General features: G+C 43.0%; 28 protein-coding genes. 7 read left to right on the top strand and 21 right to left on the bottom strand.

Going from position 1 to position 25,747, the window contains the following annotated elements; genetic code table 11:
* Nucleotides 1-201 precede the first annotated feature (201 nt).
* Together EHS13_RS28875 and EHS13_RS28880 are read right to left on the bottom strand one after the other, a co-directional pair.
* Nucleotides 202-1,563 (bottom strand): UDP-glucose dehydrogenase family protein, encoded by a 1,362-nt coding sequence (locus EHS13_RS28875; RefSeq protein ID WP_155703697.1) that lies wholly within the window; start codon nt 1,561-1,563, stop codon nt 202-204.
* A 127-nt stretch (nt 1,564-1,690) separates the two neighbouring features.
* Nucleotides 1,691-2,434, bottom strand: a complete 744-nt coding sequence (locus EHS13_RS28880; protein WP_155703698.1) for an IclR family transcriptional regulator — start codon at nt 2,432-2,434, stop codon at nt 1,691-1,693.
* 260 nt (nt 2,435-2,694) lie between these two features.
* On the opposite strand from EHS13_RS28880, the gene EHS13_RS28885 reads away from it, so the two are divergent.
* Together EHS13_RS28885 and EHS13_RS28890 are read left to right on the top strand one after the other, a co-directional pair.
* The gene (locus EHS13_RS28885) at nt 2,695-3,687 is read left to right on the top strand and encodes an alpha/beta hydrolase (RefSeq protein WP_155703699.1); all 993 of its coding nucleotides are present in this window, start codon (nt 2,695-2,697) and stop codon (nt 3,685-3,687) included.
* Nucleotides 3,688-4,022: 335 nt separating this feature from the next.
* On the top strand, nt 4,023-4,613 hold the full coding sequence (locus EHS13_RS28890) for a hypothetical protein (RefSeq protein ID WP_155703700.1): 591 nt from the start codon (nt 4,023-4,025) through the stop codon (nt 4,611-4,613).
* Nucleotides 4,614-5,795: 1,182 nt separating this feature from the next.
* On the opposite strand, the gene folE is transcribed toward EHS13_RS28890, so the two are convergent.
* The 7 genes from folE to EHS13_RS28925 all read right to left on the bottom strand — a co-directional run bounded on the left by folE (nt 5,796) and on the right by EHS13_RS28925 (nt 10,538).
* Nucleotides 5,796-6,386: a GTP cyclohydrolase I FolE gene (gene folE / locus EHS13_RS28895; RefSeq protein WP_155703701.1), complete on the bottom strand. Its 591-nt coding sequence runs from the start codon at nt 6,384-6,386 to the stop codon at nt 5,796-5,798.
* Nucleotides 6,387-6,408: 22 nt separating this feature from the next.
* Nucleotides 6,409-6,618, bottom strand: coding sequence for a YneF family protein (locus tag EHS13_RS28900; protein WP_155703702.1), 210 nt, complete (start codon nt 6,616-6,618; stop codon nt 6,409-6,411).
* A gap of 60 nt (nt 6,619-6,678) precedes the next feature.
* Nucleotides 6,679-7,710 (bottom strand): HD-GYP domain-containing protein, encoded by a 1,032-nt coding sequence (locus tag EHS13_RS28905; protein ID WP_155703703.1) that lies wholly within the window; start codon nt 7,708-7,710, stop codon nt 6,679-6,681.
* Nucleotides 7,711-7,747: 37 nt separating this feature from the next.
* Nucleotides 7,748-8,281 carry a methylated-DNA--[protein]-cysteine S-methyltransferase gene (locus EHS13_RS28910; RefSeq protein WP_155703704.1) on the bottom strand — a complete coding sequence of 178 codons (534 nt, stop codon included), beginning with the start codon at nt 8,279-8,281 and terminating at the stop codon, nt 7,748-7,750.
* Complete coding sequence (gene queG / locus EHS13_RS28915) at nt 8,278-9,465, bottom strand: tRNA epoxyqueuosine(34) reductase QueG (protein ID WP_155703705.1); 1,188 nt, start codon at nt 9,463-9,465, stop codon at nt 8,278-8,280. Before queG ends, EHS13_RS28910 begins: the two co-directional genes overlap by 4 nt.
* Before the next feature lie 16 nt (nt 9,466-9,481).
* Nucleotides 9,482-10,021, bottom strand: coding sequence for a DUF402 domain-containing protein (locus EHS13_RS28920; RefSeq protein WP_155703706.1), 540 nt, complete (start codon nt 10,019-10,021; stop codon nt 9,482-9,484).
* Between the two features lie 91 nt (nt 10,022-10,112).
* The gene (locus tag EHS13_RS28925; RefSeq protein WP_227013576.1) at nt 10,113-10,538 is read right to left on the bottom strand and encodes a GNAT family N-acetyltransferase; all 426 of its coding nucleotides are present in this window, start codon (nt 10,536-10,538) and stop codon (nt 10,113-10,115) included.
* Between the two features lie 350 nt (nt 10,539-10,888).
* Between EHS13_RS28925 and EHS13_RS28930 the strand changes: the two genes are divergently transcribed.
* Complete coding sequence (locus EHS13_RS28930) at nt 10,889-11,500, top strand: superoxide dismutase (protein ID WP_155703708.1); 612 nt, start codon at nt 10,889-10,891, stop codon at nt 11,498-11,500.
* Between the two features lie 356 nt (nt 11,501-11,856).
* Here EHS13_RS28930 and mutY read toward each other — a convergent pair whose 3' ends face one another.
* Nucleotides 11,857-13,059, bottom strand: a complete 1,203-nt coding sequence (mutY, locus tag EHS13_RS28935; RefSeq protein ID WP_155703709.1) for an A/G-specific adenine glycosylase — start codon at nt 13,057-13,059, stop codon at nt 11,857-11,859.
* Nucleotides 13,060-13,290: 231 nt separating this feature from the next.
* On the opposite strand from mutY, the gene EHS13_RS28940 reads away from it, so the two are divergent.
* Together EHS13_RS28940 and EHS13_RS28945 are read left to right on the top strand one after the other, a co-directional pair.
* On the top strand, nt 13,291-13,752 hold the full coding sequence (locus EHS13_RS28940; RefSeq protein ID WP_155703710.1) for a hypothetical protein: 462 nt from the start codon (nt 13,291-13,293) through the stop codon (nt 13,750-13,752).
* 12 nt (nt 13,753-13,764) lie between these two features.
* A complete protein-coding gene (locus tag EHS13_RS28945; RefSeq protein ID WP_155703711.1) occupies nt 13,765-14,355 on the top strand; it encodes a cytochrome c in 591 nt (196 codons plus the stop codon).
* 59 nt (nt 14,356-14,414) lie between these two features.
* Here the strand turns inward: EHS13_RS28945 and acpS are convergent, their stop codons facing one another.
* Entirely contained in the window at nt 14,415-14,807 is a 393-nt protein-coding gene (acpS, locus tag EHS13_RS28950; RefSeq protein WP_155703712.1) for a holo-ACP synthase, read from the bottom strand.
* Nucleotides 14,808-14,929: 122 nt separating this feature from the next.
* On the opposite strand from acpS, the gene bioA reads away from it, so the two are divergent.
* On the top strand, nt 14,930-16,291 hold the full coding sequence (bioA, locus tag EHS13_RS28955) for an adenosylmethionine--8-amino-7-oxononanoate transaminase (protein WP_155703713.1): 1,362 nt from the start codon (nt 14,930-14,932) through the stop codon (nt 16,289-16,291).
* Nucleotides 16,292-16,319: 28 nt separating this feature from the next.
* Here bioA and EHS13_RS28960 read toward each other — a convergent pair whose 3' ends face one another.
* From EHS13_RS28960 to nadE, 4 genes are all read right to left on the bottom strand, one after another.
* Nucleotides 16,320-17,198 (bottom strand): cation diffusion facilitator family transporter, encoded by an 879-nt coding sequence (locus tag EHS13_RS28960; RefSeq protein ID WP_319633437.1) that lies wholly within the window; start codon nt 17,196-17,198, stop codon nt 16,320-16,322.
* Nucleotides 17,199-17,407: 209 nt separating this feature from the next.
* Entirely contained in the window at nt 17,408-18,262 is an 855-nt protein-coding gene (gene dapF / locus EHS13_RS28965) for a diaminopimelate epimerase (RefSeq protein WP_227013577.1), read from the bottom strand.
* 19 nt (nt 18,263-18,281) lie between these two features.
* Nucleotides 18,282-18,527 (bottom strand): hypothetical protein, encoded by a 246-nt coding sequence (locus EHS13_RS28970; protein WP_155703715.1) that lies wholly within the window; start codon nt 18,525-18,527, stop codon nt 18,282-18,284.
* Between the two features lie 12 nt (nt 18,528-18,539).
* Nucleotides 18,540-19,349, bottom strand: coding sequence for an NAD(+) synthase (gene nadE / locus EHS13_RS28975; RefSeq protein WP_155703716.1), 810 nt, complete (start codon nt 19,347-19,349; stop codon nt 18,540-18,542).
* 87 nt (nt 19,350-19,436) lie between these two features.
* On the opposite strand from nadE, the gene EHS13_RS28980 reads away from it, so the two are divergent.
* Nucleotides 19,437-20,153 carry a tyrosine-protein phosphatase gene (locus EHS13_RS28980; RefSeq protein ID WP_155703717.1) on the top strand — a complete coding sequence of 239 codons (717 nt, stop codon included), beginning with the start codon at nt 19,437-19,439 and terminating at the stop codon, nt 20,151-20,153.
* A gap of 9 nt (nt 20,154-20,162) precedes the next feature.
* On the opposite strand, the gene EHS13_RS28985 is transcribed toward EHS13_RS28980, so the two are convergent.
* From EHS13_RS28985 to EHS13_RS29010, 6 genes are all read right to left on the bottom strand, one after another.
* Entirely contained in the window at nt 20,163-21,275 is a 1,113-nt protein-coding gene (locus EHS13_RS28985; RefSeq protein ID WP_155703718.1) for a Ger(x)C family spore germination protein, read from the bottom strand.
* Nucleotides 21,272-22,372 (bottom strand): GerAB/ArcD/ProY family transporter, encoded by a 1,101-nt coding sequence (locus tag EHS13_RS28990; RefSeq protein ID WP_155703719.1) that lies wholly within the window; start codon nt 22,370-22,372, stop codon nt 21,272-21,274. The genes EHS13_RS28985 and EHS13_RS28990 overlap by 4 nt, the downstream gene beginning before the upstream one ends.
* Nucleotides 22,369-23,922 (bottom strand): spore germination protein, encoded by a 1,554-nt coding sequence (locus tag EHS13_RS28995; protein WP_155703720.1) that lies wholly within the window; start codon nt 23,920-23,922, stop codon nt 22,369-22,371. The genes EHS13_RS28990 and EHS13_RS28995 overlap by 4 nt, the downstream gene beginning before the upstream one ends.
* 125 nt (nt 23,923-24,047) lie before the next feature.
* On the bottom strand, nt 24,048-24,482 hold the full coding sequence (locus EHS13_RS29000; RefSeq protein ID WP_155703721.1) for a BrxA/BrxB family bacilliredoxin: 435 nt from the start codon (nt 24,480-24,482) through the stop codon (nt 24,048-24,050).
* Nucleotides 24,483-24,572: 90 nt separating this feature from the next.
* Nucleotides 24,573-25,007, bottom strand: a complete 435-nt coding sequence (locus EHS13_RS29005; protein WP_155703722.1) for a DUF3905 domain-containing protein — start codon at nt 25,005-25,007, stop codon at nt 24,573-24,575.
* Nucleotides 24,997-25,737, bottom strand: a complete 741-nt coding sequence (locus EHS13_RS29010) for a hypothetical protein (RefSeq protein ID WP_155703723.1) — start codon at nt 25,735-25,737, stop codon at nt 24,997-24,999. Before EHS13_RS29010 ends, EHS13_RS29005 begins: the two co-directional genes overlap by 11 nt.
* Nucleotides 25,738-25,747: the final 10 nt, after the last annotated feature.

The following is a 25,747-nucleotide window of genomic DNA, read 5'->3' on the forward strand; positions in this document are numbered from 1 at the left end:
AAAAAAGTGATTTTGCGACAATCTACCTGCAAATTTACAGGCAGATTTCTAAAAACAGCCCAAAATCGTTGATTTTAGGGATTTTCGAAAAATCTACATGGATTTTTGCAGGTAAAACCTTTCAAACCGCTAATTTTGTTCCATTTACATGGATTTTTGCAGGTAGATTTATAATTTTCGCTAGACCTGGATTATCAGGACTCACACCCGGCCAATGCCATTGTAGATCATACCCAACCTTCTAATTTCATGAACATCAAGGCAATTTCTCGCATCAATTAGAATTGGATTACGCATATTTGTTTTAACTCTGGAGTAGTCTAGATGCCTGTAAGCTTCCCATTCCGTCGCTATTATAATTGCATCACATTGGTTAGCTAGCACATAAGGATCCTCACAATATTCCACCTGATTACTGCTTAACACATTACGCATATTAACCATCGCAATTGGATCATGTACCTTGATAGTAGCATCACGTGTTAATAATTCCTTAATAATCTCAAGCGCAGGAGCATCCCGAATATCATCTGTATTAGGTTTAAATGCTAAGCCAAATATACCGATTGTTCTTCCTCGCAATACTTTTAGATGCTTCTGCAGCATCTCGATAATCAAATAAATTTGCCGTTGGTTTATTTCACAAACAGCCTTCAGGATAGGCAACGAATAGTCATATTCGTTAGCTAAGGCTTGCAACGCTTTTGTGTCCTTGGGAAAACAGGAGCCTCCCCAGCCTAAGCCAGCTTGGAGAAAAGGCGCTCCAATTCGCGGGTCTGCCCCCATACCTCGCGTAACCTCAACAATATCCGCTCCTACTTTCTCACAGAGCCCTGCAATTTCATTTACGAAGCTGATTTTCGTTGCCAAAAATGCATTCGCTGCATATTTAATCATTTCCGAGCTGGTCGGATCCGTTATAATCAGTGGGGGTAATTGATAGCCTTGAGGTCTTGGAATAAAAGCAGGCGGTGAAAAAGTTTGTTCCAATATAGGTTTGAATAATAATCTTAGCTTCTCAATGACTTCATTATGTTCACTGCCAATCACAATACGATCGGGGAAAAAGCTATACCAGAGTGCCATACCTTCACGCAAAAATTCAGGATTGGATGCGACAAAAAACTCCGCTTTGATATCCTTTTCACGAAGTGTTGCTTCAATAACATATTGTACCCTTCGATTAGTTCCAATGGGTACTGTCGATTTCATCACAATAATGTAAGTGTGCCCATCTAAAAAACCTTCTGCAATTTCACGGACAGCATTCTCAACAAACTGCGTATCGGCGCTTCCGTCTGGTCTTGAAGGCGTACCAACTGCAATGATGATAATATCAGACAAGCCAACTGCCTCTAAGGTGTTGCTTGTAAAGTAAAGATTGTGCCTGACTTCCTTCAAAAGCACCTCAATTCCTGTTTCATGAATTGGGCTCTTTTCTTCCAGCAGCATGGCTATCTTCTGTTCATCCTTATCTATTCCTATAACATTATGACCTAAATATGCTAAGGAAACCGCCGTAGTCAAGCCTACATATCCCGTTCCTACTACTGTAACCTTCATATTCCCACCTCGATGAATGAATGCATTTACTAGCATACCTTCATTAAACACCTTAATGGGTTCTTTCGTCCGTTTAGCTTTTGTAAACGAGGGTAAACGGTTGCGCCTCCTTTAAGGGCGGGAGTTTCTATCGCAGCATAGTCCCCATTCGATGGGCTGCCTCAATAATCGAAGGCACATGCTCCAGCATCTTAGTTTGCGTCAATCGATTAGCAGGACCTGAGACGGCCAAGGAAGCCATAAGCTTCCCATCTCTACCGAATATCGGCGCAGATACCGCGGCGGCACCAGGCTCTCTCTCTTCTATGCTGGTGGCAAACCCAAGCTTGCGTGTGTCCTCAAGCATTTGAATAAGTACGTTGCTGTCAAGGCCGGATGTTATTTTCGCTGTATTGATTACTTGCTCCTGTACAGCTTCATCTGCGTAAGCAAGCAATACTTTACTCGATGCACCTACGAAAAGCGGCATTCTTGCCCCAACAGGCGCAACTCGGCGAATCGCTTGATTACTCTGTACGGCTTGAACGCGCACTCGCTCATTGCCATCTCGAATATATAAAGAAATCGTTTCCCCTACCTGATCGCGTAAACGCTCCATTTCCGGTAGCAGCACAACCCCCATATCATCACTTTGAATCAGATTTGCAGACAGCTCCCAAAGTCGAAAGCCTAAGCGATATTTTTCCGTAGCCCCATCACGCTGAATAAAAGCTTTCCCCTCCAGGGAAGCCAATAGACGATGTACAGTACTTTTATGCAGGGAGACTTTATTGGAAATTTCCGTTAAACTCAGCTCTTTCACATCAACAAAACAAAGTAATATATCCATCGCACGTTCTACCGCACGAACAGTTAATTTCCCATCTTCCACGAAGGCAACCTCCCTAATAGTAACCCAACCATTAACAGGATTTGGGTTTCACCATGTGAAACTTGATTTCTCTTAGTATAACGGAAATCGCAAGAGAAGGTAAAGCATTACATCTATATTTCCTATATTACAAACTCTTTACATTTGGTTGACATTTACGAATTACTATAGTAATTGATAATTGCAATCGCATACAATAAAAACACTAAAGCACATCCATTAACAAACGTTTATCAGACCTCAAGAAGGAGAAATGCCCCATGTCTGTATACCCACCCCCATCATCATCTTTTCCTACTTTACCCCTACCTCAGATAAGAACTAAGTCTGTTCGTCATCTTAGAGGCATACAGAAAACGGTATTATTCTCAGCTATGATTATTGTTAGCGCTTTCATTGTATCTATCATTGCCTTTTATGGTTATATCGCTTGGATGCTAGGCAATCCCGCTCATGATGCCCTTCGATCTAATCCCAAGCTAGCAGTCGGTCTATCTTATGAAGATGTCAGCTTTCCTAGTTTAACAGATGCCTCTCATCTAAATGGATGGTATATTCCAAGTGTTGTGTCTTCTACTAAAACGGTCATATTCTCTCATAGCTATGCTGGCAATCGTGAAGAGCCGTGGATGCCCATTTACAAAATTGCAGCAGCCTTACATAAAAAAAACTTCAATGTCTTAATGTTTGATTATGCTTATGCGAATAAAGCTAATCATGTTTCTTTTACTGGCGGAATTAAGGAATCTAAGGAGCTATTAGGGGCTGTGCGATTTGTTAAACAGCTTGGGGCAAGTGAGGTTATAGTTTGGGGCTTTTCAATGGGGGCTGGAACGACACTTCAGGCTGCTCTTCAAACCAAAGATATTAATGCAATGATTCTTGATAGTACCTTCATCGCTACCCCTGATACGATGTTCATGAATATCAAGAGTAAGCTTAATCTACCTGAATATCCTTCAAAAATGCTGATCCATTACATGTTTCCTTATATTAACGGCACAGGTCTTACTCAGATTCCCTACCAAAAAGTACTTAGCACAGCATACAGCGTACCGATCTTTTTTATTCATGGCAAAGAAGATGAGCGCTCCCCTTACACGATTATTCAGCATTTAGCAGATAACCAATCAGCGAATGCTTTATCGACCATCTGGATTAAACCAAAAGCAAAGCATGAGCTTGTTTATGATACAGATCCTAAAGGCTACTTCAAGAAAACCATGGAATTTATTGATAAGGTTTCTTTATAGGATACTATAGGATACTATAGGATACTTTAAAACTTAATTATAAAAACTTGCCTCTTGATCGTAAAAAATGATAATCTAATAAAAGATGCTTTTACGAAAGTTCATATGTATATGGTCAGATTAGCATCCACTAAAAGATGCTTTAACGAAAAATGCTAATGTTTAAGTACAAATTAACATCTCTATAATCCTGCGTGAAGCACACGCTGTTTGTCTCTTCGGAGCGAGCAGCGTTTTTTTTATTTTTCTGGAGAGGGTGATCAAGCTTGTTTGAAAAAATGTATGAGGAGTTTTTGGAAAAGCAGCGCAAGGGGGCTACAGGACAAAGGAGGGAAATGTTAAACAAGGATCTTACTGGAACAAAAAAACTCTTGGAAGTGGTATTGTGGCCAGTGTTGAAATCATTCGACGGTCTGACGCTGGAGTATGAAGTTGTGAGTACAACTGGTGTGAGGATTTTTATCGATGTATTCTACCTACCACTGGAGTTTGCTTTTGAGAGTGAGGGATTTGTTTCTCATGGGGATAATATCACCCGAGATCGATTTTCCTTTGAGAGAATGCGGGTGAGAACAATGGCTATATGTCGATATCTCTACATCCCTTTCACTTGGGATGAACTGGACAAGAAGGCGGAAGCATGCCGACGTGCTTTCTATGAATTGCTTGGACGTTATTCGAGACTATCGGGTGGCTCCTATTCCGAGTTATCTCTCTTTGAGCGTGAAGTAATGCGTTATGCACTACAGTTAAATCGTCCAATCCGTCTTGGAGACGCTTGTCATTGTCTGCAGTCAGGTCCTGAGTTTAGCCGCCGTATTTTGAGACAACTTATGGAGAAAAAGCTGCTTAAACCAATAACCGATAATACACATCGCAATCATAGCTATGTTCTGGAAGATATTGCGCGGGAGTACTTAATTTAGCGACGGCGCAACGGCTTTTAAAGCGGCGCGGACGCTTTAAAACTTCCTTTGCGCAGGCGCGACTGCTTTTAAAGCGGCGCGGACGCTTTAAAACTTCCTTTGCGCAGGCGCGACTGCTTTTAAAGCGGCGCGGACGCTTTAAAACTTCCTTTGCGCAGGCGCGACTGCTTTTAAAGCGGCGCGGACGCTTTAAAACTTCCTTTGCGCAGGCGCGACTGCTTTTAAAGCGGCGCGGACGCTTTAAAACTTCCTTTGCGCAGGCGCGACTGCTTTTAAAGCGGCGCGGACGCTTTAAAAGCTCCTTTGCGCGGGCGCGACTGCTTTTAAAGCGGCGCGGACGCTTTAAAAGCTCCTTTGCGCGGGCGCGACTGCTTTTAAAGCGGCGCGGACGCTTTAAAAGCTCCTTTGCGCGGGCGCGACTGCTTTTAAAGCGGCGCGGACGCTTTAAAACCTCCTTTGCGCGGGCGCGACTGCTTTTAAAGCGGCGCGGACGCTTTAAAAGCTCCTTTGCGCGGGCGCGACTGCTTTTAAAGCGGCGCGGACGCTTTAAAACCTCCTTTGCGCGGGCGCGACTGCTTTTAAAGCGGCGCGGACGCTTTAAAACCTCCTTTGCGCGGGCGCGACTGCTTTTAAAGCGGCGCGGACGCTTTAAAAGCTCCTTTGCGCGGGCGCGACTGCTTTTAAAGCGGCGCGGACGCTTTAAAAGCTCCTTTGCGCGGGCGCGACTGCTTTTAAAGCGGCGCGGACGCTTTAAAAGCTCCTTTGCGCGGGCGCGACTGCTTTTAAAGCGGCGCGGACGCTTTAAAAGCTCCTTTGCGCGGGCGCGACTGCTTTTAAAGCGGCGCGGACGCTTTAAAAGCTCCTTTGCGCGGGCGCGACTGCTTTTAAAGCGGCGCGGACGCTTTAAAAGCTCCTTTGCGCGGGCGCGACTGCTTTTAAAGCGGCGCGGACGCTTTAAAACCTCCTTTGCGCGGGCGCGACTGCTTTTAAAGCGGCGCGGACGCTTTAAAACCTCCTTTGCGCGGGCGCGACTGCTTTTAAAGCGGCGCGGACGCTTTAAAACCTCCTTTGCGCGGGCGCGACTGCTTTTAAAGCGGCGCGGACGCTTTAAAAGCTCCTTTGCGCAGGCGCAACATCAAAAAACAGGCTGTTGAGAAGGAAATCTTCTCAACAGCCTGTTTTTTAATCTTTGATCAAGGACATGAATTCGGAACGAAGCGCCGCATCTTTGCGAAAAATTCCTCGGACGCCTGATGTGATGGTTTTACTGCCATACTTCTTCACACCACGTGCGCACATACATAAGTGCTCGCCTTCGACAACGACCATTACACCTTGTGGTTTAAGCTCTTTTTCCAGCAAATCTGCAATATCGGTGGTAATTCGTTCTTGAACCTGCAGCTTACGTGTAACTGCGTCCACTAATCGTGCAAACTTACTTAAACCGGCTATTTTCCCACTAGGAATGTACCCGATATGAATTTTCCCAAAAAACGGTGCCATATGATGCTCGCATTGGCTGTAGTAAACAATGTCCTTCACAATAACAAGCTCTTCATGCTGCTCATCAAAGGTAACTCCAAGAACATCAGATAAATCGGCATCATAGCCCGAGAATATCTCCTCATACATCCGAGTGACACGGGCTGGAGTATCCAGTAAGCCTTCCCGTTCAACATCCTCACCAATTAATCTTAAAATGGCGCGAACATGATCTTCAATCTGCTCACGATTTTCTGCTACTTTGGTATTTCTATACTCTTTAGACGGCATATTTTGCTCACTCCTAACGAACTTACTTCAGTTTTTGCTTTTTCATCATTTGCTGAACCTTAGTCATCTGATTCTTGTTCATGTTATAACCCATCTGTTTAGCCATCTGTTGCAGCATTTCTGGATTGTTCTGCATATTCTCCAGCTGTTTACGCAAATAATACACCCCTACAAAAAAACCGCCAATCCCGCCTACCAGTAAAGTTACAATCGGAATAATCCACTGCCACATCTTAGAATCCACCTCTATAAGTTAATTGTGTACTCATCTATCATAACATTTCAACGGAAATTATGATAATACCGTATCAATAAATACAGTCGTATGTTTGGCTAAATCAATTTCTTTAATTTGCAGTTCATTGTCAAACTCTTGTTTAGCTACTCGGACAATGGGACGGCCAGGCAATCCTCTATGCTGACCCACAACAACACCTGATTCTCTGGTTGATAATCTTACGGAGGAGCCAGTCGGATAAATCGATACGGTACGTAGAAAATGAATCAAAACCTCATGGTCAATCCTCGTGCCTGCCATCGTCATCATTAGCTCACAAGCATCATGAGGTAGCATGCGTTTACCATCACCTGGATTATACAATAAGTTATCAAATATATTAGCTGCGGCGACAATTTTGGCATAAATATGAATTTGCTCACTATCCAACCTGCGTGGAATGCCCTCTCCGTCCAAGGTTTCATGATGCTGAAACGCAACATGTGCAATCAGAAGGCTGAATTCACGCTTATTCTTCAAAAGCTCAAAACCACGCCAAGTATGATGTCTTTTTAAATCAGATGAGGTATCATCGACAATTAGCTCTATTTTACCAACGTCATGAAGCAAGGCTCCAATCGCCAGTTCTTTCACTTGTTGCTGAGTTAAGCCCATATTAATGCCAATTAAGGCTGAAATTGTACAAACATTCATCGCATGAACGTACATTTCATTATCCCTGGTACGGATATCCGATAGCTGAACGAGAACTTCTTTATTCTTAATCACATCATCCAACATCCGGTCGACGCTGACACTGATATTCTTGGTGCTGAATTCTTTACCCGAACGCAACGAATCAAACGTCTCACCCATGCGCTGCATGACAAGGCGTTTATTCTCTTCAGATACTACATCGATAATTTCAACATCTTCCAAATACGCCTCTTTGATGTAAATCATCGTAACCCCAATACGTCTTAACGTATTGATCATATAGACCGTGAGCTGCACCCCATCGGATAACAAAATAGCTCCATTACTTGCAAAAATCGTTCTCCCTAAAAACTGCCCTGATTCCACCATCTCAATATTCACGTATCTCATTGTCTCACCCTTTTTAAGCTAGCATCTGTTATCCAACTCATTGTGACTGTAATTCTTTAGTATGTTGAGTTTCATGATCTAACAAAAAATGTTTGACCGGCAAGCCGCCACCAAACCCAACCATCGCTCCATTAGCCCCGATTACTCTATGGCATGGAACTATAATTGGAATCGGATTGCGATTATTCGCACCACCTACGGCACGAACTGCTTTAGGCTGGCCAATTTTCTCACCAATACTCTTATATGAATTGGTTTCCCCATAAGGAATGGTTTGCAAAGCTTGCCAAACCGCACGTTGAAAGGGTGTACCCTGCATGTCCAAAGTTAAATCAAAGCTATGTCGTGATCCGCTAAAATATTGTTTAAGCTGGTTAACCACTTCACTTAAAGCAGCTGCATCCCTGACAAATTGATCTCGCTTCATATGTTTAATCGACCAAACTCGTAAGGTATCTGCTGCATCGGCAAAGCCAGAAAATTCTAAATGGCATAAGCCGTTTTCAGTGGCGCAGAGGGTAAGTGGACCTATTGGCGTTGCAATTTCATCATAATAAATGATGTTATTCACTTATCCATTCCTCCTTTACCTTCAGTCAGCTTGTCTCTTGCCTTCTCAAGCTCATATAACGCTGCTGGATCCTGCTCCTGCAATATTCCCTTTTGAATAGCATTTAACGCCTGTTCTCCGCCAATTTTACTGATAGACCATGCAGCCGTAGCCCGAATCTCCGGTCGAGGATCTAATAGCAGCTTATCTATTAGTATCGGCATAGCGCTCTCATCTTTGAAGTTTCCTAGTGCAATGATTGCATTTCTTTGAATAGGCTTCTTGCCTCTCCATGATGAAGCGCTGCGGCCGTATTGCGCCAGAAATTGTTTATTGCTTAATGAAAGCAACGGGATCAATAACGGCTTAACAAGCTCCGGATCTGGCTGCAGCTCAGGCTGATGCGTCCAATTCATTCCCTTGTTCTTGGGACAAACCACTTGGCAGGTATCACAGCCGTATAGCCGATTGCCAATTTTCTCCTTAAATTCGTCTGAAACCATCCCTTTAGTTTGTGTCACGAATGAAATGCACAAGCTTGAATTCAACTGCCCCGGACCTACTAGAGCTCCAGTCGGGCAAGAATCAATGCAAAGCGTACAATCTCCACAGCTTTCGGTAACGGGTACATCAGGTGAGAAAGGCAGATTCGTCAGCATTTCGCCTAAATATACCCATGAGCCAAACTCAGGTGTGATGACTGAGCAGTTTTTACCGCTCCAGCCAATACCCGCTCTTTCGGCAACTGCCCGATCAGCAAATACGCCTGTATCGACCATGCTCTCGATTCTTGCGTCGGTTACTCTTTCATGTATGAATTTTTCTAATCTCGCTAAACGATTTCGCAGCACATGATGGTAATCCTCCCCCCAGGAGGATCGGGAGATTATTCCACGATAAGCCCCAGGCTCCGAGCGTGGGGGATTCGGTGGCAGCTTTGAAGGATACGCAATCGCAATCGCGATAATGGATTTAGGTTCTGGGAGAGTTAGTTCTGGGTAAACTCGTTTTGCAATATCTGGCTCCTCAAAGCCAGATTCAAACCCTTTAGCACGGTGATTTTCGAGAATAGATTTAAGCTCTAGAAAAGGATCCGCTGTTGTAAATCCTATTTTGTCGATCCCCATAGAGGATGCAGCAGCTATAATTTCTTGCTTCAATTGGTCCCAATAGGGGCGATTTCCTTGCGCAACAGATTGGGGCATATCCTCACCTTATCTTTCACCTAATCTTCCACAAATCATAGTATGCCCATACTAGTTCATCATGAAAAGGCGGCATTTTATTATCTATTCGACGAATTAAATCATCTAACCCCGCTTGCACCTTCGATTCGACGATCTTGGAGTAACGATAATTAATTCTGTGACGTTCATATTCATGCTGATCGACAATTTGTTTGTTGCCATTGGAGGTCAGGATAACATCGAGATCATAATCAATATAAGTCAATACGTCCTGACTGCAGTAAACGGGCGAAGCGATATTGCAATAATACCGTATGCCTCCACTTTCAAGCAGTGCCACAATATTATACCATTGTCCAGGAATAAAAAAACAGACCACGGGGATTTTACTCACCCAATCTCTGCCATCCGCTTCACTAATTTTCGTATGGCTATTCACTAGCACCATCATCGATTCAGCTGTGTGATCTGGATGAAGCAGGTTAGCCGGAACCAACCAATTCTCTAACCACATGCGATGCAAGTGACCATCATGCTTAAAGCTTTTAATTATAAAGTTAGAGAATGGTTCCATAAGCAACTCCCTTCCTGTAAATTATGTAAATTATAAAAGAAAAGCACATCCGCTCATCCATGGCTATGGTTTGAGTTGATATGCTTAAGATTTAGTAACCGCTTGTAATTCGCAGTCGTTGCTCAGCTCGCGAATAATCAGTAGCTCGATAGCCGACGGATTCATAAACAGGTAAAAAGGTTTTATTGTGAATATCACCTGCAACAAAAATCCGACTTACGTTGCGATGAACAAAGCGTTGCTTCATCGTTTCAATAAGTGTCTTTCCGATGCCTTGACGTTGATGATCCGCATGAACCGCTACCCTGTAAAAGTAACCCTTATTGTTATCAATTGTACCAATAATTATGCCAACAATGGACTGTTCTTTCTCTGCTACCAATACCAATTCCGAATCCCATGATAACTGTCTTGCAAAGGCCTCCATAGTCTCATCGTAACAAGCCTCTGGCAATACCTTTTCTAACAAATGCGTTACTGTAACGTAATCCGCTAATTGAAAGGAACGAACCTTCATGTATGACTCTCCTTGTTGCATAGATTGGTAACTTTACAAATACGACAAATTTCACGCAATTCCTTCTTCAAATCAAAATATTTTTTTAAAAAGCTTTAATTATCTCATGTAAACGCTTCATTGCTCCTATTTACGAGAGAATTGAGATTTTTTTACATTTTATTACACGACTTACTTGAGCACGTTACAGAATAACTTATGCTTCAAATTCTGCTTTTATGGGTATATCTATAGCGAAGATGTTTACATTTTCTTTACCCTGACATAACAGACATACATGTTGCTTTGTTATGAAAAATAGGGGATAATGGTTACGAAAAGACTACATAATTTTAGGAGGTTTTTTATTCATGGCACATCAATTACCAGCACTATCTTATCCGAACAACGCGCTTGAGCCCCATATCGATGAGCAAACAATGATGATTCATCACGACCGTCATCACAATGCTTACGTAACAAACTTAAACGCGGCTTTGGAAGGTCATGCAGAGCTTCAAGCCAAAAGCATTGAAGAGCTTTTGACTGATTTGAACAGTGTTCCTGAGAATATTCGTCCTGCAGTTCGCAACAACGGTGGCGGTCACGCTAACCACACGCTTTTCTGGGAAATCATCGGACCTAATGCTGGCGGAGCACCAACTGGCGAATTGGCTGATGCTATTGCTTCAGAGCTTGGCGGTCTTGATAAATTTAAAGAAGATTTCGCAAAAGCAGGTATTACACGTTTTGGTAGTGGTTGGGCATGGTTGAGCGTTACTCCAGCTGGCAAGCTAGTTGTTAGCAGCACTCCAAACCAAGACAGCCCGATTTCCGAAGGTAACACACCTATTCTAGGTATGGACGTTTGGGAACATGCTTACTACTTGAAATATCAGAACAAACGCCCTGACTACATCGCCGCTTTCTGGAACGTAGTTAACTGGGATGCAGTTGCTGCTAAATATTCTGCTGCTAAGTAAGAGCATATCTGTAGTGAGAAGAACCAAGCGATGATCTTCGCTTGGTTCTTTTTTTGTTTGGATTATCAAAACGTTATGCGGTTATTTAATTAGCTCAGGAGTTTATTAGTTTTGTTACCTAACTTGGCAACGAATGCCGAATTTTATGGGGCACCATACGCGGAATCAAGCTAATTGCAGGTTGCTTCAAGAACCCCAGTCACGATGCACTGATTTACAGCGTATCACAGCCATACTTAGCCTCGACATAGCACTAATGGTCACCATAAGCTGAATATCGAGCTAACAGCAGGTTACATAAACAAACCAAGTCACCGTCACTGAAAATCAGTGTAACGTAGCCAATTATTATTATCCTACAATAGAGACTTGTATTCGTTGATAATTCGTAAGAATACGTTGGGAAAAGGGTATTCTTCCATTTCGTTGACGTTCAGCCAACGATAGTTAGGGGGAAGCGAGTTCGGCGCTTCCGAGGAAAGTGCTGCCGCTGCTGCCTCGCAGCGGTAGACAAACATGTCCCAAAGAATGTGGCTGAACACGTGCTCCGTGTTCATGAACCATGCTTTTGGGACGATGCCGATGCCGTCGGCTGCCGCGAGGTGCTCCCGCAGGAAAGCCATGACCACGTCATGGCTTTCCTCGGGAACACCGCCGCGGGCCGCACGGCGCTGTGCTCCGCGTGCTGGCGCAGCCGCGGGCGTCACGCCTTCGGCGGCGCTAGCGCTGCGCGCTGGAGGCAGCTCCGCATGTGGGAGCTCCCACATGCGAGCCAGCAGCCCGTCCTGCGGGCGCTGGCGAATGAGCAGCTGGCCTCCATGGGCGCCGCTGCCCACAATTAGCGCCACCGCACGGCGTTCGGGACGCGGCGGCTTCGCCTTCGTCTTGACCGGCAGCTGCTCGGCAATGCCGGCCAAACGTCCGGCGCAATGCACCTGCACCGGGCAAGTCAAACATTGCGGTGCGCGCGGCGTACAAACCGTCGCCCCAAGCTCCATTAGTGCTTGGTTGAATGCGCCTGCTTCGCCCGCTGGGATAAGCCCTTGGGCTAAGCGCTCAATACCAATCCGCGTACTTGGCTTGGCAATATCATCCTCCAAGGCAAAATACCGCGAAAGCACTCGCATCACATTGCCATCCACGGCAGGCTCGGGCTGATTATAGGCAATACTAAGAATAGCACCTGCCGTATAAGGTCCGACACCCTTCAGCTCAGAAATCTCGGCTTTATCACTAGGTACAATCCCATTATATTGTTCATGCACCTCACGTACAGCCGATTGCAGATTACGAGCACGGGAATAATAACCAAGCCCTTCCCAGGCTTTAAGAACCTCAGACTCCGGGGCAGCGGCAAGCGCAGCGACGGTCGGGAATTTTTCGATAAATCTATGAAAATACGGAATCACCGTATCCACTCTAGTTTGTTGCAGCATTATCTCAGAAACCCATATGTAATAAGGGTTTTTACTTCTTCGCCAAGGCAAATCTCGTTTACTTCGTTCATACCAGAGCAGCAGCTCCGTTGAAAAATATTGTTTTTGCAGCTGATTATCCAAACCTAATCCCTCTCTCTGTCGTTAACTGGGAGTAAACCATCTAACTTATTATACGACAAAAAAACGCTCAAAGGTTGAGCTAATGTGACATTTGCTTTAAGATGAGCTTAAGGTATAAATTAGGCTAAGAAGAATTGGATTGACAGGCAAAATTTTTAAAGGACGTGTGAGTTCATGCAACAAACGAGGAAATCTTGGTTTCTCTTATTTTATATATGGGGAATACAGTGGATGGCAAGTGGAATTATTGATTTTCTAATGGAAACCCCCACTTTGAAAACAATCAAGCTTATAACTTTGCTGCTTGCTGCTTTGGCCAGCTTGCTGATTATATTACGACTTCGTTCACAGATCATAGTACCAACCCAGCTTTCAGCACAAACTTGGCAATCTTATAAAAAGCTTTTTCCACTCCTTTCGCTGATTGGTTCCTTAGTGTTACTCTGGTACATTGCAGAATCTGACATTCTCCTGGTGATCCCTGTACTTTGCACACTGTTTTTGGCTTTCTTTTATGTAGTAATAGGTGCCGTATTGAGCAGAGAGCTGATTTGGCTCGGCTTCTGGCTGTTTGGTTTAACAGCTATTGTGAGCATCTGGTATCTAGGATATGCCCCTTTCGTGCTTGAAGGCATGGGAGGATTAAGCATACTGGCTTGTGGGTGGATTCTACAGCGAATTTATAATAAATAAGGGGGGAAAATCATGCTAAGAAGATTAAGCGCACTTTTACTTTCTATATCGATTGTAGTGGCATTAACAGCATGTGGTAGTGATAAGCCGGCAGAAAGCTCAACAGCTCCAGCAATAAGCCCAATTGCAGCAAGCCCAACAAATTCACCGCTAGCTGAAGCAAGTGGTTCACCAGAAGCAACCGCCTCACCTCAAGCTACATTGGAAACGAGCGCGACACCTGTCCCTACCACAACTCCAGAAGCATCGGCACCAGCTGCAACGCCAACAGTTACACCAAAAGCAGCTGCAACAGCTACACCAAAAGCAACTGCGACCGCTAAACCTACTTCAACTGCTGCACCAACACCATCCCCAAAACCACCTGTAGCTGTCAATAGCGGCGCTGCAGAAGCCTTATTCAAACAAAGCTGCACAAGCTGCCATGGTGTCGATTTAGCAGGAGACTTCGGTCCTAATCTGCAAAAGATTGGCGGCAAGCTGACCAAAGCACAAATAACCACCCAAATTACCAACGGTGGGGATGCAATGCCATCATTCAATAAGTCGTTAAAAGCCGAAGAAATTCAAATATTGGCTGCTTGGCTGGCTGCTAAAAAATAATATAATTTGTAAAAAGTTAAGAGGCTATTTCTAAAGTCTAACGACCTAGAAATAGCCTCTTAACTAAGTTCGATAATTACATAAGCTGCTGCCATGGATTCACTATGTGTAATGCTCAAATGAATCCGTAGACCGGAATCTACGTTGAAGCCCAACCTTTCTAATGCGGAGGCTGAAATCGTACAGTCAGGCTTACCCAGCGAATTAGGCAAAATTTCGATATCCTGGAATCCAACAATTTGACCAAGACCACAGCCTAATGCTTTGACTAAAGCTTCTTTAGCTGCGAACCTCCCGGCAATAAACTCGCTCAATCTGCCTTTGCGCGTTTCTGCCAATTCCCGCTCTGCCACAGTTAGAATACGCTCCAAAAAGCGCTTAGCCGCTTTGCCTTCCATGATTTTTTTCATGCGGTTGATCTCGAGCATATCCATGCCTACCCCATAAATCATCCGAAAACCCTCTTTCCCATAATTCGATCAGTTAAATAAATAGCCGTTTTCTTTTCAGTTTACCTTATTTGAGTTAAAATTTATACGTACCCCAGAACATAACCAAAGGAGTTATCAATCTCATGGATCCTATAAGAAAACAAGAATTGCTACGCAAAGATCGTCAACATGTTTGGCATCCTTTCACGCAAATGAAGGATTATGCTGAGCTCGATCCAATCCTCATCGAACGTGCCGAAGGCGTTTATCTGTATGATGCGGACGGCAATTCGTATTATGACACCAATTCCTCATGGTGGGTTAATCTTCATGGCCATTCCCATCCCCGGATCAAGATGGCCATTGCTCGCCAATTGGAGCTGATGGACCATGTCATGTTCAGCGGTTTGACGCATCCATCAGGGATTGAGTTAGCTGAGCAGCTAGTCCAGATTACTCCACCAGGCTTGGATAAAGTATTTTATTCGGACAATGGCTCAACTGCGGTTGAGGTTGCGCTGAAAATGTCGTTTCAATATTGGCAGCAATCGGGGAGGGAATCGAAAACGAAGTTTGTTTTCGTGGAGAATAGCTACCACGGCGACACGCTTGGCGCCGTGAGTGTTGGGGGCGTCGGCGCGTATCACAGCGTCTTCCGCCCACTGCTTTTTTCGGCGTATTCGGTGCCATCGCCGAATGTTGGGACCTGGCCGGACACGTCCGAGCAGGGGGCGCACGCTTGCGTGGCCCACTGCTTGGCTGCCGTCCGGCAGCGGCTTGAATCATCGGCGGGCGAGATCGCTGCGCTGATCATCGAGCCGATGGTTCAAGCGGCAGGCGGGATGATCATCTATCCCGCCGCGTACTTGCAGGGCTTGCGTGAGCTCTGCACGCAATACGAAGTGCATTTAATCGCCGATGAAGTGGCGACAGGCTTTGGGCGGACAGGCCGAATGTTTGCCTGTGATCACGCTGCGATCACGCCGGATTTCATGTGCCTGTCCAAAGGGATTACCGCCGGCGTGATGCCCTTGGCGGCAACCTTATGTACGACCGCGGTGTTTGACGCGTTTTACGACGACTACGAAACCCTTAAAACCTTCACGCATGGACATAGCTTTACTGGCAATCCGATCGCAACTGCGACAGCCTTAGCGTCGCTGAGCATCTTTGAAGACGAGCCTGTCATGGCTCAGGTCGAGGAAAGCGCAGCTTACTTGCGTGAACAAATGCAGACCTTCGGTGCATTCACCCATGTCGATAACATCCGCAGCTTAGGCATGATTGCTGCCTTTGACTTATTCGCCGATAAAGCAAGTAAACAACGTTATGATTTCACAGAACGAATCGGCTTTAGAGCTTATCAAGCAGGTTTACAGGAAGGTCTCTTTCTCCGACCGCTCGGTGACACCTTGTACTACTGGCTTCCACTATGTACTACACCTAAACAAATCAAAGATATTATCGAGCGGACACATCGGGTTTTACATAAGCTGAATATGTAAGTACTTGATGCTCCCGCTCTAGCTCTAGTTACAATTTATCTTTATTGGGTTCTATATGAACATGCACATGGCCTATATTATGTTTGCTTAACATACGTTCTTCAATTTTTTCGGTAATTTCGTGGCTTTCCACGACATTGAGCATATTGTCTACTTCAATGGTCACATCAACTAAGACATTGTTCCCATGTACACGTGCTTTAATGTCGCGGATCGCTTCAACACCGGGTGTCTTTTTAACCGTTTTACTGATTTGTGCCAATTCATCTTCATCAAAGCCATCCGTCAGCGCATGTGATGCATCGTGAAAGATCGTCCAAGCTGTTCGACAAATGATAAGCCCCACAAGTACAGCGGATAAAGGGTCCAGCCATGGCAAACCAAATTGTGAGCCGATAATCCCAACAAAAGCACCTATACTGACAAAAGCATCGGAACGATTGTCCTGCGCCGCTGCCATCATAGCTTTACTATTAATACGTTTAGCTAGGCGATGATTATATCTAAAAACAATGAGCATTACCAACGCACAGAACAACGCTGTCCATGCTGCAAGAATATCTGGCTTTTCCAGCATTGGCTTGAAAAACTTGGTACCCGCTTGATAAAGCACCTGGAGTCCAACAGCTGCCATAATAAAAGATGCAACCATAGCAGCAATCGTTTCTGCACGGAAGTGACCATAATGATGATCAGGATCAGGCGGTTTACGCGATATTTTTAAACCAATCAATATGGCAATAGATGCAACGATATCCGTCGTATTATTCAAACCATCTGCCAAAAGTGCTTGCGAGCCGGAAGCCAGGCCTACTAATAATTTTAGTGCAGAGAGCATTAAGTACGATACAATACTGACCCAAGCACCTTTTTCACCCTGTCTTATCTCGTCGTATGCTTTCAACAGTATTCCTCCATCAAAGTGTTCTCATAAGAATTTTAACAGATCGGAATCGTGTGGGTCTAGAGAAACAGTTTTGCCCTGCTACCTTATTATGTACAACCTTCAACTTTTTTTAGACAGGGCAACTAAATTTTCTCTCTAATAACATAGCAAAACCGTCCCTTAAGGACGGTCAGGCTCTACAGATTTACTCTCGTTTTTCTCGCTTAATTTTATTGCAGCTGTTTAAGAAAATGATCTGTAAACACACCTCGTGCCACACTGTCTACAGTCCCTGTCATATATACAAATCCATCTGCGGTAATTTCGATATTTATAATTCCACCTGGCATGTGCACGGCTACTTTGTTTTCAATTAATCCTAAGCGAAATGCAGCACTTGCTGCGGCACAGCTGCTGCTTCCCGAGGCCATTGTGTATCCAGCGCCCCGTTCCCATATTTCAATTTGGATATTGTGACGATCCATTACTTTTAGCAGCTGCAGATTTATTTTATTCGGAAAATCACTATGATTCTCTACTAGAGGACCCAGCTTCCGAGCAAGCGCTTCTGAAATGTCAGTTGCCGGAATTACACAATGCGGATTGCCAATCGAAAGACAGGTTACGTTGTAACCCTCATCTCCAAATTTCATCTCTTCATCAATAACTTCTCTCGAGTCTCCCAGCATAGGAATCACGTCACTTTGAAAAGAGACTTTTCCCATGTTTACCTTGATGAGCTCCCCTGAAGTTTTGAGAATCTCCACCACTACTTGCCCGCCTAAGGTTTGTAAAACAAAGCTGTCTGAAGTTATATAACCGGCATCAAGTAAATATCTTGAGAATATTCGGATCCCATTTCCGCTCTTCTCCGCCTCACTGCCATCCGGATTAAAGATTCTAAGCTTAATTTCATCGCCGGAAATAATAGGGCCATACAGAATACCATCCGAGCCCGCTCCATAATGACGATGACAAATTAATTTAATGTTCTCGGTTGTAAGCTCAATTTGCGTATGATTCGGATCCATTACAATATAATCATTACCCAACGCATGATATTTGTGAAAGCTATAGTTCTGCACCTTGATTCCTCCGTTAGCTCTATCTTTTGAACAGGTCTAGGTAACAGGTTAAGCCCCCGTCACTCTCATCTACGCCGAAGCTGCGAATAGATGTTAGCGGAATGAAATGCTTTAACCCATTCGGCTGAATATCTGTGAACACAATCACAGCGTGCTCTTTATCAAATGATGTTATAGTGCCGCGCAGCTCATTGTCTCCTGAACCAATCGTGACTTCGTTCTGATGAACCAACAGCTGTTGAATCAACTCACTAAATGAATGCATACTTTCATCTCCTTAGATTCCTGGTATTGTTGCCCGTTTGTGCTCTGTTTTTAAGTACTGCTTCTCTATCTTCTCGAGAATGATAGGATCAATCTCTTTGCCTTCTAAATAATCACTATTATCATCATACTTGATCCCAAGCTCACTCTCATCTGTTTGCCCGTCCCATAAGCCCGCAGTAGGGGCTTTATCCAGAATGCTTTGGGGAACACCCAGTTTTACGGCAATTAGCCTAACCTGTCGTTTGTTTAAAGAGCTAAGCGGTGTAATATCAACGGCTCCATCTCCGTGCTTAGTGAAGAATCCAGTAAGTGCTTCAGAAGCATGATCCGTGCCAACTACAAGTAAATTAAGCTCAAAGGCAATCGCATATTGGACAACCATCCGCGTTCTTGCCTTGATGTTGCCTTTACCTCCACGGCTTAAATGTCTATGTACACCAATGTTCTTAAGTCCATACTCAGCTTCAAGCGTAATCTCGTCTACAGCTTCTTCGATGTTAGTTTCCATTTGGTGCTTGATATTAAAGGCCCTTGCTACGGCATAGCTGTCTTCAATATCTCCTTGCACACCACTTGGCTGGAATACACCAACTGTCATATAATCCTTGCCTGTTTCCTCCGCCAATTCATTGGTCGCCGTCTGGCATAACCCTGCGGCAACTGCGCTGTCAATTCCCCCACTAATCGCAATTAACAATCCTGTAGCATGAGCATTCAATACATAACCCTTCAGAAAATCAATTCGGCTGCGAATTTCAACTTCAACATCAATTTGCGGTTTTACATTCAGCTTTGCAATAATTTCATTTTGTAAGCTCATAGTTACCTCCTGGGAGATTTAATAAATGGATTTTGTTTGCTTGTTTTGATATGCTTATTCGAAAATCCTTCAAGAGGAGTTATCATCATGATCGATATACACTGTCACATATTGCACGGAATAGACGATGGCGCCAATGACTTAGCGGAATCGCTGGCTATGGCACGTTATGCCTATCAAGATGGCATTTGTCATATCATAGCAACTCCTCATCTTAATATCCATTATAATAATACTAGAGCTTATGTGCAAAATAAAACCGCAATTCTCCAAAAAGCTTTTGATCAGAACAATATTAAGATTACTTTGCACCCTGGCTGTGAAGTTCAGCTCAAGAGTAAGCAAACTCTATACCGTCAAGTGGAGCAGAATGAGTTTTGTTTTCTAGGTCCCGATGCGCGTTATGTATTATTGGAACAGCGATGGACGGACTATGATCCTGAAACTCCGGAAATAGTAGCATGGCTGCTTGCTCGAGGCATCACTCCGATTATTCCGCATCCCGAGCGTCATGTCTTTTTTCGCAAGCAACCCGAATTAATCAATCAGCTTGTCAACGCAGGCGCATGGACACAGGTATCTGTGGATAGCTTGCTCGGGAATAACAGTCAGGAAGCCTTGGATTATGCAAATCACTTAATCGCTGCCAATCATGTGCACACTCTAGCTACAGACGCCCATAATATCAAGCGGAAGCCTAGCTTAGCAATTGGTTATGAATACATTAGCGACCGTGCAGGCAAGGCAAGAGCTGCAGAAATCAATGCTCGCTGTTATGGCGTTATATCTTCCAAACCTAATTAACACGGTCTCTTATTGAATATTACCAGAATCAATAATTTTCACTTTCACTTTAGCTGATACTCTTGCTTCAGCGAACGCTTCTGACCAATTTCCTTGTACCCTTTTCCATTCCTTATATTGATAAGCCCGCGCATAAAGCCCCAATCCTAGTGGATCTACCTTATATTTCTGTAATTTCTTGAATAGGGCAGCATATCTCCGATCAAGCTGGTCTTGAATCAATTGTTCGAGTTGATTTGATTTTTCATTTGTATCCATAGAAAATAACCGTTCGGTTATTAAAATAGGCATTTTAATTTGAATATCATAATTGAACTGCTCCTGCCCATAGTTTGTTTTTATTTTAAACTTGGGATTACTGAGTATGAAGGATACATAGTTTGTATCAAAAAAGCCTTTATTTTCTTTTTGTGGTATTTGTACAGTTAAAGTTTGGCGGACTTTCCTTTTTTTAAGAATGGATAATAGAGTATTATCTTCTGCGGTTAGCATTGTTTTATATTGACCTTCTTTATCCAGTAAGGCTGTTCCAACCACTTCAATTTCTTTTTTCTTCTTAATAAATGTTATAGCTGGGGTTTCTCCTTTTTCGTACATCTGGCGATGAAGCTCAAGGATTGTTGTATATACGGTAATATTTCTGCGATGTGCGGTTTCAATCAGCTTCTTAATATGCAGCATTAGCCGAGGCTTATCTGGCGGTTTATAAAAAAACACTTCCGATAAAGGACCCTCAACCCCTGCAACAACACAGTTCACCGATAGCTTAGGATTGCGATAAGACAGGTCTAATAACTTAAACCAACCTGGATGCTCTAGAATCCGTTTACCGATCAGCAAGGTTTGCAGCTTACCCCCGCTTGTTATTGCTGTGACTACAGAATCAAATTGTTTGGTTGAATATTGCAAGGTTTTAGTAACGAAGCTATGCTCCTCTTCTTTATTCTGTACATCTTTATTGAAAACCGGACTAGACATATAAACGACAAGATTATCGTTTTCATCCAGATCAACTCCAATCATCAATGCCAGAGTAATATCCTCTAGATTTATCCGATCACTGCAGCCCACTGTGGAAAAAATTAAACATACTCCCATTAACAGACTCATCAAACGTTTCAAGCTGCTTTCCTCCTCTGAAAATAATCATAGAGAAACGAATAGAGTAATAAACAGATCGGAAAAATGAAGGCTAAGATTAGCTTGAATATATTCACCACACTCCGTAGACTATCATTTTGCTTAAATGTGGGATTAATGAAATAAGTAATTGCTAATATAAGAAGTAAAACAATCAAAAAGTGATTTTTAGGATCAGCTTTTCCCATGATATGACTTGTACATAAAACACAAAATTGCAGCAAGGGAATCCATGTTAGTGTAAGAACAAATATATACGCAATAAACATACAGACATCAAATCGTTCAAGAAACCGAAACTCGATGACTTTAAGCACCTCAATGGATGGGTCAAAATAATGAGTGATTTCATCTGGACTGAAAAACAAAAAACAGACTAAAGTAACCAGTAAGAAGACAGACAGTGAGATTGTATTAGCCATCACAATTCCCACCGTTGCCAGCTTCTTATTAGTTAAAAAAGGATAGAGAAAAAAGGCGCTCTCAAAACCAGAAAAGGCGTATAATGCTGTTTTTACTGTTAAAAGGATTGGCTGCCAGCCTTCTTTAATGAACGGTAATAGATGCAGCCAATGAGCATGTTTTAATGGAACCAAATAAATAATGCCCATCCAGAAAAATAAGAAAAAAACAAGCTCGGCATATCTTCCAGTAATACGAATGCTTTTTTTTCCAATCATGTAGGTTGGAATCAGCAGCATAAGAAGGATCAAGCTAGATGAGGTTTGCTGTAAGCTCCAAAGCTTTGTGTAGAGCACTGTTCGATCAATTACAATATAGGCAACTAGTAAAAAGTATATGGCATATGCGATTGTTATAAGGTTTCCTAGCCATTTGCCAAAATAGCGCGGTAAGATATCAATGATGCTGGAATCCGGATGTTTTTTCATGATTTTAATAATAATTACACTGATACATACGGCAATAATCCAGCCTATAATGAGCGAGATCCAACCATCCGTTCCTGCCGTTTCAGCTAACAAACGTGGCAAATATAATAATGAGACACCAATCTGGATACCAGAAATCAAATAAACGTATTGCAAAAAGGTTATCTGACTCAGCTGATATTTGTTCATTTCTCATTCCCCTTAGGTTGGCTATTGCCCGCTCTTTGATCTTGAATGGGCCGTGCGCTTGTAGGTCGTGATTTCATTGTCCATAGAGGCAATCTTATGAAAGTGTCCTTCATATCTTTAAAGCGGAATGGCGCTAGTGGTGATCCATAAGGTGTGCCAAGCGATTCTAACGAAATCAGATGGGCAATTAAAATCATCCAGCCTAATGCAACACCAAAAACTCCAAAAATAGATGCGATAAGCATCATCGGAAAGCGAATCAAACGAATAGCTGAAGACATATCATAATTGGGTATTATGAAAGAGGAAATGCCCGTTAAAGCAACTACTACCACCATGATATTGCTGACAATTCCTGCTTGAACAGCTGTTTGTCCGATAACTATCCCTCCAACAATACCTACAGTTTGGCCAATAGGTGCTGGAAGACGTATTCCTGCTTCTCTAAGCATTTCTAAAGTCAATTCCATGATTAATGCTTCTAGAATAGGGGGGAATGGCACCTGTCCTCTTGATTCACCAATAGATAAAAGTAAATTTAACGGGATAATTTCATAATTAAATGAGATAACTGCTATGTATAAGGCTGGTAAAAAAACAGCTACAAAAAACGCAAAAAAACGTAAGAGGCGTATAAATGAAGCAGTTAACCAGCGGGTGCTATAATCATCTACACTCTGAAAAAAGGCGGTCATCGTCATGGGTGCGATTATTACACTTGGTGAACGATCCACAACTATGCACATTCGCCCTTGCATTAGCTGTGAAGCTGCAGCATCAGGACGCTCTGTTAATCCGAATTGGGGGAAAGGCGAATACGGGTTATCCTCGATTAGCTCTGCTAATTCACCTGTATTAAGAATAAAGTCCACATCGACTTTACGAATTCTAGCTTCAAGCATTTTCAGAAGTTCAGGACGAGCAATATCAGCGATATATAGAATTGATATTGTGCTTTCAGCTCTTTTTCCGATCTTGAGCTCTCTTATTTTCAAGTTCCGATCGGTTACATATCTGCGAATTAAGGCAATATTCTTTCCCCCTGTTTCAACGAACCCTTGATGACCGCCTTTTATGGAAGCTTCAAGCTGAGGATCTTCAATCGCGCGTTGTGGCCATCCTTGGGTGTTATAAATGGTTACTTGCGAATTCCCTTCTATAAATAGAAGGCTAAAACCATTTAAAAGTGAATCATCAATCTGCTCCCATTTTCTTATATATTTGATATCTCCAATATTAACTAAAGCCTCTTCCTCCTTGTTATCCGTAAACATCAGCGGCCGAAGAATATAAGTATTTAGTGCATTCTTATCCGTCAATCCGTCCAAATAACATAATGCAACCTTACATTTCAATTGCTGAGAATAAAATGGGCGAACGATGAGATCGGGTGTTTCATAAAATCGTGAGCGCAGCTCCGCTAAATTCACTGCTAAATCTGAGCTTGTTTTAGCATTGTCTTGTTCTTCATGCTTTTTATTTTGCTTACTTTGAAGTTTAGGATTTGATTTGTATTTATATCGGCGCAACCAAAAAAGCAGGAAGTTCATCTCATCATTCCTAAACAATCAGATTTAGTGTCTGCTAATAGAATGGCTTTTTATGGCTAATACTATGCAAAAAACAACGCAAAAAAAGCCTAGCATATATGCTAGGCTCAAGCTTGAAGTGCTTCTTATTGACAGAAATTCTCAAAAGCAGCTGTTAAGTCTGCTGAAATCATTTCTGCTGAACGATCTTCAATTTGATGACGTTGAATAAAGTGTACCAGCTTGCCATCTTTGAAAAGTGCAATAGATGGTGAAGAAGGTGGATATGGAGCAAGGTATTCGCGAGCCTTTGCAGTCGCTTCTTTATCTTGTCCAGCAAAAACAGTAAATAAATGATCTGGTTTAACTGCATTCTGTAGTGCTTGGGCTACGCCCGGTCTACATTGACCTGCTGCACAACCACAAACTGAGTTAATAACCAAAAGTGCGGTGCCTTCTACATATGGAAGATGCTCTACAACCTCATCAGGTGTCCGTAATTCTTGTATTCCTAGACGGGTTAAATCATCCCGCATGGGTTGAACCATATCCTTCATATACGAATCGAACGATAATGCCATGTCTATCACTCCTCAACCAAGTTATTAAGCTAAAATGTTGCTTAAGTCATATTATACATCCGTTGCGCACGAAAGCAAAGCACTTTTGTATCAATCAGTATTATCAGCTAATTTATCCGGTTTATCTCCCTCTTCGATGTCTTGAGCTAAACTGGTTCCGTAGGCAGCATTTTTATCTGGGTGCATAAAGATCCCACTCTGCGGAGCTATCCCTTGTTCAAAGTACTCACGATTCTCTGTAGTAAGGAAGCCAATATCCTTGTAGGGATGAACCCACTGATCTCCTGCCATAACAGCTGGATCGGTGTTCTCTGTCCATTGTTCTAAAGGAGATTCTTCTGATACATACTCATGATCTCCGATTAGAACACCATATTGATTGATAAATGGCCCCTTGGGACCGCGGCCTTGTTTATATTGGGGTAAAAAATTAATTTCAAAGGGATCCAGCTCGTCTGCATCATCCAAAGCATCGTATGCGTTTATAGCATCGTCCTCCGTACCTTCTGGTCGTTTATCCTCCATTATCTTGCTCTTTAGGATCCATCATACTATCCCGCTCCTTTCTTAGATTAGGATGCACAATGAAGCTACAATCTATGAAATTCAGCAATGGATTCGAAAACAAACCACTCAAGACCATAGCTGCAAACCAGATCTGATCCGTAGTAAGCAATGACTTTACTTGCGGCTGTGCGAATAAACTAAGCAGCAACATACCCAAGCCAAAGCTAATACAGAACCATTTCGCTGTATTACCTGAGCCTAAATTTAAAGTCTTTATGAGAAATAACCCTAACAAAATAACAACAGCAAGGATAAACACATATATACTCAGCGGACTTGTCTTTAAATTAAAAAGCTGATAAACACAAACTGAACCGGGGATTCCCCATGATAAAGCATCAGCAAGCGGTCGAATTGAAATGCTTCGCTTACGTAAGCTGTAAAGGACTATTAAGCATGCTGCAATAATGCCATAATACGTCTCTTGCAGCCCCCCAGTGAATAATAGCAAGCCCAGCGGCCTTGTCCATATTATACTAATATCCAAAATAACGGCTCCAAACTTCCAAACGATCATGAAAGTAAATAAACCATTACTTATGATTGTTAATAGCTCATTATTCAATTGTTCATTCTTGTGCCTTTTAAAAATTAAATAAATAAGCCCATATCCAGCTAGGAATGCTGCAATCCAGCTTAGCATGCTCCACTGTAGCGTAAAAGGTCCCCAATGCAATTCATCTCGCATTTTATTTTCT

Origin of the sequence: Paenibacillus psychroresistens, from assembly GCF_009728935.1 — a bacterium.
In the GTDB taxonomy this organism is placed as follows: Bacteria; Bacillota; Bacilli; order Paenibacillales; family NBRC-103111; genus Paenibacillus_AC; species Paenibacillus_AC psychroresistens.

Coding starts and splice junctions, on each gene's coding strand:
- nadE (WP_155703716.1), bottom strand. CDS start 19,349: ATGAGCTTACAAAATGAAATTATTGCAAAGCTGAATGTAAAACCGCAA.
- EHS13_RS28980 (WP_155703717.1), top strand. CDS start 19,437: ATGATCGATATACACTGTCACATATTGCACGGAATAGACGATGGCGCC.
- EHS13_RS28940 (WP_155703710.1), top strand. CDS start 13,291: ATGGCAAGTGGAATTATTGATTTTCTAATGGAAACCCCCACTTTGAAA.
- EHS13_RS28930 (WP_155703708.1), top strand. CDS start 10,889: ATGGCACATCAATTACCAGCACTATCTTATCCGAACAACGCGCTTGAG.
- EHS13_RS28885 (WP_155703699.1), top strand. CDS start 2,695: ATGTCTGTATACCCACCCCCATCATCATCTTTTCCTACTTTACCCCTA.
- EHS13_RS28925 (WP_227013576.1), bottom strand. CDS start 10,538: ATGAAGGTTCGTTCCTTTCAATTAGCGGATTACGTTACAGTAACGCAT.
- EHS13_RS29000 (WP_155703721.1), bottom strand. CDS start 24,482: ATGGCATTATCGTTCGATTCGTATATGAAGGATATGGTTCAACCCATG.
- EHS13_RS28990 (WP_155703719.1), bottom strand. CDS start 22,372: ATGAACAAATATCAGCTGAGTCAGATAACCTTTTTGCAATACGTTTAT.
- EHS13_RS29005 (WP_155703722.1), bottom strand. CDS start 25,007: ATGGAGGATAAACGACCAGAAGGTACGGAGGACGATGCTATAAACGCA.
- bioA (WP_155703713.1), top strand. CDS start 14,930: ATGGATCCTATAAGAAAACAAGAATTGCTACGCAAAGATCGTCAACAT.
- EHS13_RS28905 (WP_155703703.1), bottom strand. CDS start 7,710: ATGAGATACGTGAATATTGAGATGGTGGAATCAGGGCAGTTTTTAGGG.
- folE (WP_155703701.1), bottom strand. CDS start 6,386: ATGCCGTCTAAAGAGTATAGAAATACCAAAGTAGCAGAAAATCGTGAG.
- EHS13_RS28890 (WP_155703700.1), top strand. CDS start 4,023: ATGTTAAACAAGGATCTTACTGGAACAAAAAAACTCTTGGAAGTGGTA.
- EHS13_RS28900 (WP_155703702.1), bottom strand. CDS start 6,618: ATGTGGCAGTGGATTATTCCGATTGTAACTTTACTGGTAGGCGGGATT.
- EHS13_RS29010 (WP_155703723.1), bottom strand. CDS start 25,737: ATGCGAGATGAATTGCATTGGGGACCTTTTACGCTACAGTGGAGCATG.
- EHS13_RS28945 (WP_155703711.1), top strand. CDS start 13,765: ATGCTAAGAAGATTAAGCGCACTTTTACTTTCTATATCGATTGTAGTG.
- acpS (WP_155703712.1), bottom strand. CDS start 14,807: ATGATTTATGGGGTAGGCATGGATATGCTCGAGATCAACCGCATGAAA.
- EHS13_RS28970 (WP_155703715.1), bottom strand. CDS start 18,527: ATGCATTCATTTAGTGAGTTGATTCAACAGCTGTTGGTTCATCAGAAC.
- queG (WP_155703705.1), bottom strand. CDS start 9,465: ATGCCCCAATCTGTTGCGCAAGGAAATCGCCCCTATTGGGACCAATTG.
- EHS13_RS28875 (WP_155703697.1), bottom strand. CDS start 1,563: ATGAAGGTTACAGTAGTAGGAACGGGATATGTAGGCTTGACTACGGCG.
- EHS13_RS28920 (WP_155703706.1), bottom strand. CDS start 10,021: ATGGAACCATTCTCTAACTTTATAATTAAAAGCTTTAAGCATGATGGT.
- EHS13_RS28995 (WP_155703720.1), bottom strand. CDS start 23,922: ATGAACTTCCTGCTTTTTTGGTTGCGCCGATATAAATACAAATCAAAT.